The following is a 13,107-nucleotide window of genomic DNA, read 5'->3' as shown; positions in this document are numbered from 1 at the left end:
TGGGTCCTGGATGCTTCCGACCGCCGCCTCCCTCCTATTGTTCTTGTCTCGCCTACACCCCCGGAGGATAGGCGTCGATATTACATCTCGTCAAGCAAGTCACTCTTCGGGTGAGCGAGCCGAGCGAGCCGAGCTAGGTCCGGGGGCGATCTGAAATGGTGTTTCCACCGCCTCCGGCCGATTCCCTAGAAAGGACTTGCCAGCAGTACGTATGATTATGCAAGTTAAATACCGTCGCGCCGCCGCCCGGGTCGGCCCGACGCAGTCAGGGGAGGCGAGGGCATGTCCAAAACGTTGACGGACGAGCGGAAGATCGGGGTCGGCCGGGAGATGGCCGAGGCCTGGCGCGCCAAGGACTGGCGCAAGGTGGCCGACATGTTCGCCCCCGACGGGGTGCTGCATTCCATGATGGTCGACCCGATCGTCGGCCGCGAGGCAGTCTACAGACGGGTCTCGGGGATCGGTGCGGGGCTTGAGCAGATCACCCTGAACATCCACCACATGGGGGTCATCGACGGCCTGCTCTACATGGAGCGCACCGACGAGTTCACGATCGCCGGCAAGGCGGGTTCGGCCCCGGTGGTCGGCGTGCTGGAGTTCGACGGCCCGCTGATCAAGACCTGGCGGGAATATTACGACCGGGCCCACCTGCTGAAGGCCATGGGCCTGGTCGAGGACTTCGACGCCAAGACTCGCTAGCGGCCGAACGCCCGCAGTTCGGCTGAACGGGCGGAGTCGAGATATTCGTCCAGCCGGGTGATCAGGCCGTTCTCGATCTTCACCACCACGCAGGCGTCCATGGCCCACTTCGCCCCGTCGGGCAAGGTGGCCTCCAGCACGTGCTGCTGCAGGAACCCGTCCGGCAGGGGTTCGCGGCGCACAACGCGGTAATTGCGGTCGGGCAGGGTGCGGATGAACCAGTCCAGCACCTTCATGTTCTGGTCGACCGTCTGCTCTATCCCGTCGCTGTTGTGCCACAGCTTGGCGTCCGGCGCGTAGCAGGCGCGCACGGTGTCGGTGTCGCCGCTCTGAATGGCGCCCACGAAGCGCTCGGCGAAGTCCAGGTATTGTTGGGGGGTCATCGGTGATCTCGCTCAGCGGCCGGTGGTGACGCGTTCGCCCGAGAGCGAGCGGCGCATGGAAAGTTCGAGGGCCTTCGGGTCGCGGGCCAGGTTGGCGCGCACGTCCACGGCCATGAAGTCGGTGTCGACCTCGTCAGCGCCCTTGCGGATCGCCTTCAGCCCCGCCTCGGCGATGGTGGCCGGGGTCTCCTTGAAGCCCTCCACATGGCTGGCCATGCGGGTGTCGACCGAGCCCACGATCAGAGCGGTGACGCTGGTGTTCTGGGCGGCAAGCTCGGCGCGGACGCAGGTGGTCATGGCGCGGCCGGCGAACTTGGAGGGGCTGTATCCGCCCATGCCCGGCACCGCGACGATGCCGCCGGCCGACAGCACATTGGCGATAGCGCTCTCCCTGTGACGGGCCAGGATCGGGGCGAAGGCGCGGCACATGGCCAGGGGACCGAAATAGTTGGTCTCCATCTCCGCGCGGGCGGCCGACAGGTCCGGGGCCGTCATCAGGGTCTGCATGGAGAACTGGCCGGCGTTGTTCACCAGGATGCTGACGTCCTGGCACCGGGCCGCGGCGGCCTCGATCTGCCCGGGCTTGCTGACGTCGAGGGCCACGGCGACCACCCGGCCGCCGCCTTCGTCGACCAGATGCCGGGCGTTAGCAGGGTCCCGCGTCGCCACATAGACCCGGGCCGCCCCGGCGGCCAGGAAGGCGCGCACGAACGCCTCGCCGATCCCGCGGTTGCCGCCCGTCACCAGGGCGACGCTGTCCTTGATGTCCATCGATGGCCTCTTCTTGGTCTTGCGCCTAGCCGGCGATGAATCCGTTGCGGATCAACTCGCGGTCGGCCCACACGGCGTGGGTGCCGCTGGACAGCTTGTGCGGCAGGGCGATGCGTACCACCGGCCCCTCCTCGAAACGCTTGCAGTCGATCAGCACGCACTCCGAGGTCTGGGTGGTCTCATCGATGATGAAGCTGACCAGATAGCCGTCGTCCTCGTCCTTGGCGCCGATGCGCGGCACGAAGGGGGCCTCGCTGGCGTAGCGGCCCTCGGGCAGGGGCAGGGTCCAGGACTCGCCGGTCCGAAGGTCGTGCTTGACGAAGCCGGTGAACAGGAACCAGCCGGGCTTGCTGGTGGTCGAATAGGCGTAGCGATAGGGCTTGCCCGCATAGCGCTGGTTGAACATCCCGAACTCCAGGACGCGGTCGTCCAGGTGACCCTCCGTGGTATCGCCGGTCTTCAGGTTGAAGCGCCAGCGGTGCAGCTTGGGCAGGAAGGAATGCTCGTCCAGGAAGCCCATCATATGGCCGTGGCCATCCGGCGCCCCGGCAAGGGGACCCGGCGTCGGGTTCTCCTCGAAGTAGCCGTCCATGACGATCTCGTCGCCGTCCTCATAGGCGTTGAGGAAGTGCAGGATGTAGGTGGGATCGGCCTCGAACCAGCGGACATCCTTGGCGTCGCCGTACCGCGGGATGATCCCGAAGCGCGACGGCAGGCCCTCGTGGGTGCGAACTGCGTGGATGCCGCGCGTCAGCAGGTCCTGGTCCCAGAACACCGGCAGGTCATTGAGGATCGAATAGTGCTCGGTGAAGGCCATGTCGTGCGGCAGGCGCGGGCCGGGCAGGGGGACGGAGGTGTAATGGACCAGCTTGCCCGCCCGATCGACCACGCCGTAGTGCATGTAGGGCGCGTGCTTGGAGTAGTTGAAGAACAGCAGCTCGCCGGTGGCCTCGTCGACCTTGGTGTGGGCCGAGACGCCGTCCATCGGCCCCCAGCTCGCGACGCCGCCCTGCTCCAGGGTCTCGGGATCGAGCCAATAGGCCTCGCCGCACTGGTAGAAGGTCGAGACCAGCTTTCCGGCATGGACCACCACGTCGGTGGAGGATGAGTCCTTCAGGCCGCCATGGGCGCCGAAGCCGGGCCGCAGGGAGGTTTCCGGACCGTCCATCAGCCCGCCCCACAGGGACTGGCCGGCCTCCTGCTCGGTCTCGAAGCCGCGGGTGCGCACGAAGCGGTTGCGATAGTCGGCGCGGCCGTCCTTGAAATTGATGACGTGGATCATGCCGTCGCCGTCGAACGGGTGATAGCGGCCGAGCGGCTGGTGGACGGGGTTCTCGGTGTTGCGGACGTAGATCCCGTCGATGTCGGTCGGGATCGCGCCCTCGATCACCTCCAGGTCCGTCGCGTCCACCTCCTCATGCAGCGGCGTCCAGGCGCCGGTCAGGTAGGGATGGTTGCTGGGTCCCAGGCTGGTTTTCACCGGCGGCAGGCGCTCCATCTTCATCGAGAGCTCTCCGAATCTCGCGTCGGCGGCCGAAAGAACCGCCCTTGAATTCAACCTAACACCATGGTCTTGTTGTGCAAGTGACTGGAGCGGCCGCGTCGCGAATTCTTGCGTTCCGGGCGGTTCGACATTGGCCCCGTGAGAGGGCCTGGAGGAAAATATGAAGCGGATTTTCAGCCTGCTGGCCTTGATTCTGGCTCTGGCGACGTCGCCGTCCGTGGCGCGTGCGGCCGACGGCGACGTCGGCAAGTTGGAGGTGGCCCACGAGATGATCGCCGCCTGGAAGGCCGCCGATTGGCGAAAGGTCGCCGATCTGTTCGCCGAGGACGGGGTGCTGCGCTCGATGATGATCGAGCCGGTGGTCGGCCGCCCGGCGATCTACGACCGGATCTCGGCCCTGGGGAAGGGCGCACCGGACGGCGTGATCCTGGACGTCGCCCACATGGGCCTGATCGACGGTCTGGTGTTCATCGAGCGGGTCGACCGCTTCGTCTACAACGGCCACCCGGGATCGACGCCTGTCGTCGGTGTGCTGGATATCCGGAACGGCAAGGTCCAGGAGTGGCGGGAGTACTACGACCGCGCCTCCCTGCTGCGGGAGATGGGCGTCGGCGAGGCGCCCGAGAAGAAATAGGCCTGTCTAGAGCGTGACAGCCTGAAGTGGATACCGGTTCAGGCGGCCGTCACGCTCTAAGTTTTTGAAGATAGACCGGCGCGTTCGAACACCATCGCCGCGCCGACCCCGACCCCACCGGTGGCGACGACCAGTCCGGTCTGGGCGTCGAGCTGGGCCATGTCGTCCAGCAGGCTGGCGGCCAGGATCGCCCCGGTCGCTCCCATCGGGTGTCCCATGGCCAGGTGGCCTCCGTTGGGATTGACCCGCGACATGTCGGGCGCGAAGTCCCGCTCGAACAGCACCGGCACGGCGGCGAAGGCCTCCATGAACTCCACCGCCCCGACCTGATCCAGGGAGAGGCCGGCGCGCTCCAGGGCCAGCTCCATCGCCCTGTATCCGGCGGTGAGCTGCATCACGTGGTCGTCCGCGGTCTCGGCCACCGATCGAATCCGCACCAGGGGCCGCAGGCCATGCCGCCGGCCCGCCTCGGCGCTGCCCAGCAGCAGCAAGGCCGCCCCGTCTGAAATGGGCGGGCAGTGGGCCACGCTGTGGACGTGCCGCACGGCCGCCAGCTCCGGCTTGTGTGCGATCAGGATGTCGTCGAAGCCCTGGGCCCCGGCCGCGGCGAACACCGGTGCGAGCCGGGCGAGGCTCGCGCCGTCGCCGAAGTCGCGGATGTTCTCGTCCTGGGCCAGGGCGATCGTTCCGTCTGCGTGGGTGATGGGAACGACCCGGTCGGCGAAGCGCCCCTCCCGCCAGGCCGCCGCGGCCCGGGAATGCGAGCGCAGGACGGCCGCGTCCAGGGCCGGCCGGTCCAATCCCTCCCGCGTCGCCAGCAGGTCGGCGGCGACGCCGACCGGGGCCCAGCCCATGCTCGAGGCCAGGGCCATGTCGGAATAGTAGTCCGCCGCGTCGCTGAGGAACGCGACCTGGGACATGCTCTCGACCCCGCCAGCCAGCGCCAGCTCCTCCTGGCCCGACTGCACCCGCCGAGCGGCGTCAGCCAGGGCGCTGAGGCCCGAGACGCAGAAGTTGTTGAGCGTCAGGCAGGCCATGCTGTCGGGAAGGCCGGCCTGGATCCGGGCCGATAGGGCGGCGTGCCCGCCCTGGACGCCTACCTGGGTGACGCAGCCCAGGGTCAGGTGACCGGCCTCGTGAACAACGGCGGCGCCCAGCCGGCGCTCCAGCGCCCTGACGAGCTGAACGACCAGTTGCGCCGGAGGGACGCGGGCCAGGGATCCATCCGGCCGTCCCTTGCCTCGAGGCGACCGAACGGCGTCATAGATGTAGACCGACACGACTTGGCTCCCCGGCAGTCCGCCCTCGGAGGGCAAGTAGGTCTTTTAAACGAAGTTACGTTGTCGAGGGAAGGGCTCGGGCCTGGGGAGGTGGTGGTGGCCCCCTGGGACCTGAGAACAGCTGTGATGTGGGGCATCAAGCCGGGTGGCGACGGTGAAGCCAGGACCCTAGAGCTTGAAAGGAGTGGTGGATGCGACAGGGATTGAACCTGTGACCCCCTCGGTGTGAACGAGGTGCTCTCCCGCTGAGCTACGCATCCTCCGGAAGGGATGCGCCTATAGCCCGGGGGCTCGCCCCGTTCAAGCGGTGAGAAGACGAACGCACGCATCGGGCAGTTCGTCGAAGTGGTGGATCAGGATGTCGGGGGCCAGTTCGGCGGCCGGGATCTCCGTGTAGCCGAAGCTGACGAGGATGAGCGGGACCCCCGCGGCGCGCGCGGCGCCGGCGTCGGTGGCGGCGTCGCCGACCATCACGGCCCGGCCGATCATACCGCCGGCGGCTTCCACGGCGGCGATCAGATGGCTTGCGTCGGGCTTGGGGGCCGGGGCGAGGTCGGCGCCGATCACCGAGTCGAACAGCCAGGCGAGGTCAAGTTTCTCAAGGATCGGCATGGACAGGTTGGTCAGCTTGTTGGTGCAGATCGCGAGCTTCGCGCCCGCCGCCTTCATATCGGACAGGGCCCGCACCGCGCCCGGAAACGGCCGCGTCAGGTCGGCGCTGTGGTTGTTGTAGTGGGCGATGAAGCGCTTGAAGAGCTCGTCCATCCGGGCGGCCGGGGCCGGCTGGCCCTGGGCGGCGAAGCCTCGTTCGATCAGGCGTCGGGCGCCGTGGCCGATGAACGGGCGGGCCGCGTCGAGGGGCAGGGGAGCGATTCCTTCCTGCGCCAGCAGCACGTTCAGGGTCCCGATCAGGTCGGGCGCCGAATCCACCAGGGTGCCGTCCAGGTCGAGGACCAGTGTCGCGCCGTCCAGCGCTGAGAGGTCGGCCAAGGCGTGCGCTCCATCGAAACCGCTCGCCGTTTCAGCTAAACGCCGCAAGATTGCAACGACCGCTGACTCGAAGGACCGCCCGATGACCGCACGCGCCGCCGTGATCATGGCCGCCGGCCAAGGCACGCGCATGAAATCGCCCCTGCCCAAGGTGCTGCACAAGATCGGCGGGCGAACCCTGCTGGATCGGGTGATCGACACCGTCCAGGCCATAGGCTGCGAAAGGATCGTGGTGGTGGTGGGCACGCACAACCCGGCGGTCCGCGACCTGGTGGTCCGCCGGCTGGGCGAGGACGCGGTGGCCGTGCAGGACCCGCCGCTTGGGACAGGTCACGCCGTGCTGGCGGCGAAGGCGGCGCTGGCCGACTTCGACGGCGACGTGCTGGTGGTCAACGGCGACTGCCCCCTTCTGGAGCCGCACGACGTGGATCCGCTGTTCAAGCTGCGCGGCGAGGGCGTGCCGCTGGCCCTGTTGGGGTTCGAGCCGGCTGACGCCTTGCTCTACGGCCGGCTGATCCGCGGCGCCGACGGTCATGTGCTGCGCATCGTCGAGGCCAAGGACTGCACGCCCGAGCAGAAGGCGGTGAAGGTCTGCTACGCCGGCATGCTCGCCGCCGATCGCGTCCGCCTGTTTGGCTGGCTGGACCGGGTGACCAATCAGAATTCCAAGGGCGAGTACTACCTGACCGACATCGTCGGCCTGGCCACGGCGGACGAGGCCGTGGTCCGCGCGGCCATCGCGCCCGAGAGCGCGGTGATGGGCTGCGACACTCCCATGCAGCTGTCCCAGGCCGAGGCGATCTTCCAGCAGCGGCGGCGCGCGCACTTCCTGGCCGAGGGCGTGCAGATGCTGGCGCCGGAGACCGTGCACTTCGCCTGGGACACCAAGATATCGCCGGGCGCCCAGATCGAGCAGTTCGTGGTCTTCGCCCCCGGGGTCAGCGTCGAGACCGGCGCGGTGATCCGCGCCTTCAGCCACCTGGAGGGCGCCAAGGTCATGGCCGGCGCCCTGATCGGCCCCTATGCCCGCCTGCGCCCGGGCGCGGAGATCGGCGAGGACGCCCACATCGGCAACTTCGTCGAGGTCAAGAAGGTCAAGGTCGGCGCGGGCGCCAAGGCCAACCACCTGGCTTATCTGGGCGACGGCTCGGTGGGCGCCAGGGCCAACATCGGCGCCGGCACCATCTTCTGCAACTATGACGGCTTCGACAAATACGAGACCCATGTGGGGGAGGGCGCCTTCGTCGGCTCCAACGCCTCGCTGGTGGCGCCGGTGACCATCGGGGCGGGGGCCTATACGGGCTCGGGTTCGGTCATCACCCGCGACGTCGCGCCCGACGCGCTCGCCCTGGAGCGTGGGCCGCAGGTGGAGAAGGAAGGCTGGGCCGCGCGCTTCCGGGCCGCCAAGCTTGCCAAGCGGGCCAAAAAATAGCGTCGCGGCCTGGGCTCGCTTCGCCTATGTCACCGCCATGAGCGCATCCGTCGACGATCAGAAGCGGGCCAGTGGCGAGGCCGCCGCGGCCCTGGTGGAATCCGGAATGGTGGTGGGCCTGGGCACCGGTTCGACCGCGGCCTGGTTCGTCAAGGCGGTGGCCGCCCGCGGCCTGGACATCGTGGGCGTGCCGACCTCGGTGGCGACCGCGGAACTCGCCGCCAGCCTGGGGATCCGCCTGAGCGACCTTGGCCAGGTGAAGGCCATCGACCTCACCGTCGACGGCGCCGACGAGATCGGCCCGGCCCTGTCGCTGATCAAGGGCGGCGGCGCGGCCCTGCTGCGCGAGAAGCTGGTCTGGGAGGCCTCAAAGCGCTGCGTGGTCATCGCCGACGCCGCAAAGCGGGTGAAGACGCTAGGCCAGTTCCCGCTGCCCATCGAGGTGGTGGCCTTCGGGCACGAGACCACGGCCCTGCGGATCTGCGACGCCCTGGCCGAGTGCGACCTGGGCGTGGCGCCACGCTTGAGATTGAAAGACGGCGTCCCGGTGAAAACCGACGGCGGCAACCTCATCTATGACGCGGCGTGCGGGCGGATCGAGGAGCCCGCCCTGCTGGCCGCCGCGCTGAAGAGCGTGACCGGCGTGGTCGATCATGGCCTGTTCCTCGACCTGGCCGACCTGGCCCTGGTGGGGACGCCCGACGGCGTCGTCACCTTCGAACCCTAAGGAGCGCCCGTCTTGGCGAACTACGACTACGACCTCTTCGTGATCGGCGCGGGCTCGGGCGGCGTGCGGGCGGCCAGGCTCGCGGCCATGAGCGGCGCCAAGGTGGGCGTGGCTGAGGAACATCGCGTCGGCGGCACCTGCGTGATCCGCGGCTGCGTGCCCAAGAAGTTCATGGTCTACGCCTCGGAGTTCGCCCACAACGCCGAGATCGCCCAGGGCTATGGCTGGTCGGCCAGCCAGGCGACCTTCGACTGGAAGACCTTCCTCGACGCCAAGGACCGCGAGATCGCCCGCCTGTCGGGCATCTATGTCACCAACCTCTCCAACGCCGGCGCCGAGATCGTCCACGCCAAGGCCCGCCTCAAGGACGCCCACACCGTCGAGCTGGAAGGCAAGGGGAGCGTCACGGCGGGCAAGATCCTGATCGCCACGGGCGGCCGGCCCTGGAAGCCGACCGACTTCGCCGGCGCCGAGCACATCATCACCTCGGAAGAGGCCTTCCACCTGGCCGAACTGCCCAAGTCGATCATGATCGCCGGTGGGGGCTACATCGCCGTGGAGTTCGCCGGCATCTTCAACGGCCTGGGGGTGGACACCACCCTGGTCTATCGCGGGGCCAACATCCTGCGCGGCTTCGACGACAACATCCGCGCCCATGTCACGGAAGAGATGACGAAACGCGGCGTGAAGATCGTCCTGGGCAGCGAACACGCCAGCATCGAGAAGACCGCCACGGGCTATCGCAGCAACATGAGCTCCGGCTCGGCCATCGAGACCGACCTGGTCATGTTCGCCACTGGGCGGAAGCCCTACACCGACGGCCTGGGCCTGCAGGCGGCCGGGGTGAAGCTGAACGAGGCCGGAGCCGTGGCCGTCGACAAGTTCTCCAAGACCAATGTCGACAATATCTGGGCGGTCGGCGACGTCACCGACCGCATCAACCTGACCCCGGTGGCGATCCGAGAGGGCGCGGCCTTCGCCCAGACCGAGTTCTACGACACCCCGACCAGCTTCGATCACGACATGGTCGCCTCGGCGGTGTTCTCGCAGCCGCCGGTGGGGTCGGTGGGCCTGTCCGAAGCCGACGCACGTCACCAGCATGGCAAGGTCGACATCTACCTCTCGCGCTTCCGGCCGATGAAGACGACCTTCTATGGCGGCGAGGAGCGCTGCATGATCAAGCTGGTGGTCGAGGCCGCCAGCCAGAAGGTGCTGGGTTGTCATGTGGTCGGGCCCGACGCGCCGGAGATTATCCAGATGGCCGCCATCGCGCTGAAGATGGGGGTGACCAAGCCGCAGTGGGATTCCACCTGCGCGGTCCACCCGACCCTGGCCGAGGAACTGGTCACCATGCGCGAGAAGTATGCGCCCCAGGAGCTCGGCGCGACCGCATGACCGAGCGGGCGGCGAACCCTCAGGCGCGGGCGTCGGCCTGGTCGGGAGCCGTCCTCGCGGGCCTGTTCGTCCTCATCCCGTTCGCCGGCTGGGGCGGGCCGCTGGCCTTCGCGCCGCTGGTCGGCCTGGCGGGCCTGCTGACGCTGCGGGGGCTCAGGGTGGCCGACACCGACCGCCCGGCGGCGATCGCCCTTGTGGTGATCCTGGCCTGGTCCCTGGGCTCAATGGCCTGGAGCCCCTACACGCCGACGGACCTGGAGGGCGCCACCGCTTTCAAGCTGATCGTCCAGGCCGCGCTCTATTGGGCGGTGGTCTGCGCCGCCCGCGACGCCTCGCCGCCGACTCGGACGGCGGCCCTGCGCATCCTGGCCTGGGGCCTGGCCGCGCTGGGCCTGCTGCTCAGCGTGGAGACCGCCACCGGGGCCTTGGTCTACCGCACCCTGCGTGAGGCGATGGGCGATCCGATCCGTCCCGATCTCGCCATCCGCAACGTCGCCCAGGCGGGCTTCGTCCTGGCGCTACTGACCCCGGCCGGCGCGCTCGCAGCGCTGCGCACCGGACAGAGTCGTTGGCTGATTGCGCCGATGGTCGCCGGCAGCCTGGGTGTCGCCCTGCTGTTCGCCACGGACGCGCCCGCTGTCGCCCTGGCCGCCGCCGCACTCGCGGGCCTCACAGTCCATCAATGGCCGCGCATCGGGCCTCGGGTGCTGGCCGCCGTGACCGGCGTCTTCTTCCTCAGCGCGCCCGCCCTGGTCTGGCTGGCGCAGAAGGCTGGAGCCTACGCGCTGGTCGAGGCCAACGTGCCCACCTCCTGGGCCCTGCGGATGGGCTATTGGCGCCGCGCTGTAGCCTGGATCGGCGATCACCCCTCGCGCGGCTGGGGCCTGGACGCCAGCCGGATGTTCTCGCCGGGGATCAAACTGCACCCGCACGATGCGGCCCTGCAGCTCTGGCTGGAGCTCGGCCTGATCGGCGCCATGGCCGCGGCGGTGTTCTGGGCCAGCATCCTGTGGGGCCTCGGCCACAAGCGGCGCGATCCCGCCCGCGCGGTCGGGGCGGCCACGGCGGCGGCCTATCTGACCTATTCGGCCTTCTCGTTCGGTGTCTGGCAGGAGTGGTTCCTGGCCATCGGCGCCCTGGCGGCAGCCGCCTGCGTGCTCGCGGCGCGGCAGCCCGCGGCGCGAGCCGGCTAATGCTGGAGGTGCTGGACCTCGTCGCGCGCGGCGCGGTTGGAGGCCTGGCGATCCTGGCCGCCGGCTTGATCCTTCGAGCTGGCGCGCGCGGCGACGCCTCGTGGCTCAGCGCCGCCTTCGCCGTCGGCGTCGCGGCCCACGCCTGGTGCTCGGCGCCCGGATTCGAGTTCCAGCCCAGTCCCTTGCACGTCGCGGCCCTGGCCCTGACCTCGGGCAATCCGGCCGTCGCGTGGCTCCTCGCCCGATCTCTGTTCCGCGAGGGCCGGCGGCCCCGAGCCTGGTGGTTGCTGGCCTGGTCGATACCGGTCGCAGGCGGTCTCGCGGCGGGTTTGACCGCCGCGGCGGCGCCGGCGATCTCCACGGCCCTGGACCTGGCGACAGCCTTCATGGCGTTGGCCTTCGCCGGCTTGGCGCTGCTGGAGACCGCCGCGACCTGGCGCGACGACCTGGTGAACGCTCGTCGGCGGCTGAGGGTGCTGCTGGTCGTCGCCTTCGCGGGCGCGACCATGCTGAACACCGGGCTCGCCGTCGCCTTTGACTCGTCGGCCGGTCCCGCCAGCGTCAGCCTGATCATGAGCGGGAGCGTCCTGGCCGCGACCTTCGCCGTGCTCTGGGAGCTGCTGCGCGCCCGGACAGGGGGCCTCTTCGAAGGCGGTGGTCACCCGACGGCGGCGCGCGTCGTCGAACCGGTCGACCCGGTGCTGCTGGAGCGCCTCCAGAGTCTCATGTCGGTCGAACGCGCCTATCGATCGGACCTCACCGTCGCCTCTCTCGCCGGGCGGCTGGCCCTGCCTGAACATCGGTTGCGGCGGCTGATCAACGCCGGCTTGGGACATCGCAATTTCGCCGCCTTCGTCAACGGCTATCGCGTCGATGAGGCCGCGCAGGCCTTGGCCGACCCGGAGCAGGATGGCGTGCCTGTCCTCACCATCGCGCTGGACACCGGGTTCGCCTCCGTCGGACCGTTCAACCGGGCGTTCAAGACGCGGACCGGACTGACGCCGACCGAGTATCGGCGTCGCGCGCGGACCGGCTGATTTCGGAAACGGCCAGCCGCCTTCGAAAGCCGGCGAGACGCCGGGCGCCGACGTCGCCAGGACGGCCGATGGGACGCCGCCTGTCCCGGTTCCGGAACCCTCGCCATGCCACGCCGCGCGATCCTGCTCATCTGCCTCGCTATCGCTCCCCTGGTCGCGACCGCCGCGCCTGACCGCGCCAGTCCGGGCGAAGCAATCGCGCAAGGATGGAGCGATCCGCCGCCAATCTCGCACTACCTGGCCCGTGACGGCAGGCGCCTGGCCTATCGCGCCTATCCCGGCGACGGGCGGGTGGCGATCCTCCTGCACGGCTCGGCGGGCCAGAGCCTGTTCGTCCATCCCCTGGCGCGCAGCCTTCACGCGACCGGCGCCACGGTGCTCGCGCCCGATGTGCGGGGGCACGGCGCCTCGGGGCCGCGGGGCGACATCGATCGCATCGGCCAACTGGAAGACGATCTCGCCGATCTTGTCGTCCGGGTCCGACGAGAGCGGCCCAACGCCAGGATCACCCTGATTGGCTTTTCCGCCGGAGGCGCCTTCGCGCTGCGGGCGGCGGGGGCGCCCGGCGGCGAGGCGTTCGACCACGTCATCGCCCTGGCCCCGGCCTTCCCCTTCCCCTCGAACGTGGCGCGACCGCGGACCGGCGGATGGGCCAGGATCGACTTCCCCGCCATGGTGCTCATCGGCTTGGCGAACAGGATGGGCATTCACGCCTGGGACGCCCATCGCGTGATCGCGTTCGCCGTGCCGCCGGACCGGGCCTCCGGCTCCACGCCGGCCTATTCCTATCGGCTGGCCATGAACTACAGCGTCGGTGACTATCGCGCCGCCGCGCGCGAAATGCCCCAACCGCTGACCGTGGTGGCGGGGGTCGAGGACCAGCAATTCCACGCAGAGCGCTATGAGGCGGCCCTGCGTCCGGCCAAGCCGGATCTGCGCGTGAGGCTCGTCCCCGGTCTCGATCATACAGGGCTCATCACCCGTCCCGAGGGCTGGGCGGCCGTGCGGACGGCGTTCCTGGATGCCAATCCCTGATGTCGCCGGGGACTGGATGCGTCGCGC

Annotated in this window: 13 protein-coding genes and 1 tRNA gene; 8 read left to right on the top strand and 6 right to left on the bottom strand. The window is 69.3% G+C overall.

Going from position 1 to position 13,107, the window contains the following annotated elements; all coding sequences use genetic code 11:
* Positions 1-282: 282 nt before the first annotated feature.
* Positions 283-699: a nuclear transport factor 2 family protein gene (locus tag Q8Q77_RS01090; RefSeq protein ID WP_305580294.1), complete on the top strand. Its 417-nt coding sequence runs from the start codon at positions 283-285 to the stop codon at positions 697-699.
* On the opposite strand, the gene Q8Q77_RS01085 is transcribed toward Q8Q77_RS01090, so the two are convergent.
* The 3 genes from Q8Q77_RS01085 to Q8Q77_RS01075 are packed head-to-tail and all read right to left on the bottom strand — an operon-like array spanning position 696 to position 3,357.
* Positions 696-1,082: a nuclear transport factor 2 family protein gene (locus Q8Q77_RS01085; protein ID WP_305580292.1), complete on the bottom strand. Its 387-nt coding sequence runs from the start codon at positions 1,080-1,082 to the stop codon at positions 696-698. The two genes, Q8Q77_RS01090 and Q8Q77_RS01085, sit on opposite strands and share 4 nt — an antisense overlap.
* 12 nt (positions 1,083-1,094) lie before the next feature.
* Complete coding sequence (locus Q8Q77_RS01080) at positions 1,095-1,853, bottom strand: SDR family oxidoreductase (protein ID WP_305580290.1); 759 nt, start codon at positions 1,851-1,853, stop codon at positions 1,095-1,097.
* Between the two features lie 25 nt (positions 1,854-1,878).
* The gene (locus tag Q8Q77_RS01075; protein ID WP_305580288.1) at positions 1,879-3,357 is read right to left on the bottom strand and encodes a carotenoid oxygenase family protein; all 1,479 of its coding nucleotides are present in this window, start codon (positions 3,355-3,357) and stop codon (positions 1,879-1,881) included.
* 160 nt (positions 3,358-3,517) lie between these two features.
* On the opposite strand from Q8Q77_RS01075, the gene Q8Q77_RS01070 reads away from it, so the two are divergent.
* Positions 3,518-3,991: a nuclear transport factor 2 family protein gene (locus Q8Q77_RS01070; RefSeq protein ID WP_305580286.1), complete on the top strand. Its 474-nt coding sequence runs from the start codon at positions 3,518-3,520 to the stop codon at positions 3,989-3,991.
* 56 nt (positions 3,992-4,047) lie between these two features.
* Here Q8Q77_RS01070 and Q8Q77_RS01065 read toward each other — a convergent pair whose 3' ends face one another.
* From Q8Q77_RS01065 to gph, 3 genes are all read right to left on the bottom strand, one after another.
* A complete protein-coding gene (locus tag Q8Q77_RS01065; protein ID WP_305580284.1) occupies positions 4,048-5,271 on the bottom strand; it encodes an acetyl-CoA C-acyltransferase in 1,224 nt (407 codons plus the stop codon).
* Between the two features lie 185 nt (positions 5,272-5,456).
* Positions 5,457-5,531, bottom strand: a tRNA-Val gene (locus Q8Q77_RS01060).
* Between the two features lie 40 nt (positions 5,532-5,571).
* Positions 5,572-6,261, bottom strand: coding sequence for a phosphoglycolate phosphatase (gph, locus tag Q8Q77_RS01055; protein ID WP_305580282.1), 690 nt, complete (start codon positions 6,259-6,261; stop codon positions 5,572-5,574).
* An 82-nt stretch (positions 6,262-6,343) separates the two neighbouring features.
* Here gph and glmU point away from each other — a divergent pair, with 82 nt between their 5' ends.
* The 6 genes from glmU to Q8Q77_RS01025 all read left to right on the top strand — a co-directional run bounded on the left by glmU (position 6,344) and on the right by Q8Q77_RS01025 (position 13,080).
* The gene (gene glmU / locus Q8Q77_RS01050) at positions 6,344-7,693 is read left to right on the top strand and encodes a bifunctional UDP-N-acetylglucosamine diphosphorylase/glucosamine-1-phosphate N-acetyltransferase GlmU (protein ID WP_305580280.1); all 1,350 of its coding nucleotides are present in this window, start codon (positions 6,344-6,346) and stop codon (positions 7,691-7,693) included.
* 37 nt (positions 7,694-7,730) lie between these two features.
* Positions 7,731-8,420: a ribose-5-phosphate isomerase RpiA gene (rpiA, locus tag Q8Q77_RS01045; protein ID WP_305580278.1), complete on the top strand. Its 690-nt coding sequence runs from the start codon at positions 7,731-7,733 to the stop codon at positions 8,418-8,420.
* A 12-nt stretch (positions 8,421-8,432) separates the two neighbouring features.
* Complete coding sequence (gene gor / locus Q8Q77_RS01040) at positions 8,433-9,815, top strand: glutathione-disulfide reductase (RefSeq protein ID WP_305580276.1); 1,383 nt, start codon at positions 8,433-8,435, stop codon at positions 9,813-9,815.
* Positions 9,812-11,008 carry an O-antigen ligase gene (locus tag Q8Q77_RS01035; protein WP_305580274.1) on the top strand — a complete coding sequence of 399 codons (1,197 nt, stop codon included), beginning with the start codon at positions 9,812-9,814 and terminating at the stop codon, positions 11,006-11,008. The genes gor and Q8Q77_RS01035 overlap by 4 nt, the downstream gene beginning before the upstream one ends.
* Complete coding sequence (locus Q8Q77_RS01030) at positions 11,008-12,045, top strand: helix-turn-helix domain-containing protein (RefSeq protein WP_305580272.1); 1,038 nt, start codon at positions 11,008-11,010, stop codon at positions 12,043-12,045. Before Q8Q77_RS01035 ends, Q8Q77_RS01030 begins: the two co-directional genes overlap by 1 nt.
* A gap of 105 nt (positions 12,046-12,150) precedes the next feature.
* Positions 12,151-13,080, top strand: a complete 930-nt coding sequence (locus Q8Q77_RS01025) for an alpha/beta hydrolase (protein WP_305580270.1) — start codon at positions 12,151-12,153, stop codon at positions 13,078-13,080.
* Positions 13,081-13,107 lie beyond the last annotated feature (27 nt).

The sequence above is a fragment of the Phenylobacterium sp. genome, from assembly GCF_030698145.1.
Classification (GTDB): Bacteria; Pseudomonadota; Alphaproteobacteria; order Caulobacterales; family Caulobacteraceae; genus Phenylobacterium.
This window is presented reverse-complemented; position numbering and strand designations above follow the sequence as displayed.

Bases quoted from the DNA above. Each gene is read 5' to 3' on its own strand.
- Q8Q77_RS01090 (WP_305580294.1), top strand. From the start codon at position 283: ATGTCCAAAACGTTGACGGACGAGCGGAAGATCGGGGTCGGCCGGGAG.
- Q8Q77_RS01085 (WP_305580292.1), bottom strand. From the start codon at position 1,082: ATGACCCCCCAACAATACCTGGACTTCGCCGAGCGCTTCGTGGGCGCC.
- Q8Q77_RS01080 (WP_305580290.1), bottom strand. From the start codon at position 1,853: ATGGACATCAAGGACAGCGTCGCCCTGGTGACGGGCGGCAACCGCGGG.
- Q8Q77_RS01075 (WP_305580288.1), bottom strand. From the start codon at position 3,357: ATGAAGATGGAGCGCCTGCCGCCGGTGAAAACCAGCCTGGGACCCAGC.
- Q8Q77_RS01070 (WP_305580286.1), top strand. From the start codon at position 3,518: ATGAAGCGGATTTTCAGCCTGCTGGCCTTGATTCTGGCTCTGGCGACG.
- glmU (WP_305580280.1), top strand. From the start codon at position 6,344: ATGACCGCACGCGCCGCCGTGATCATGGCCGCCGGCCAAGGCACGCGC.
- rpiA (WP_305580278.1), top strand. From the start codon at position 7,731: ATGAGCGCATCCGTCGACGATCAGAAGCGGGCCAGTGGCGAGGCCGCC.
- Q8Q77_RS01035 (WP_305580274.1), top strand. From the start codon at position 9,812: ATGACCGAGCGGGCGGCGAACCCTCAGGCGCGGGCGTCGGCCTGGTCG.
- Q8Q77_RS01030 (WP_305580272.1), top strand. From the start codon at position 11,008: ATGCTGGAGGTGCTGGACCTCGTCGCGCGCGGCGCGGTTGGAGGCCTG.
- Q8Q77_RS01025 (WP_305580270.1), top strand. From the start codon at position 12,151: ATGCCACGCCGCGCGATCCTGCTCATCTGCCTCGCTATCGCTCCCCTG.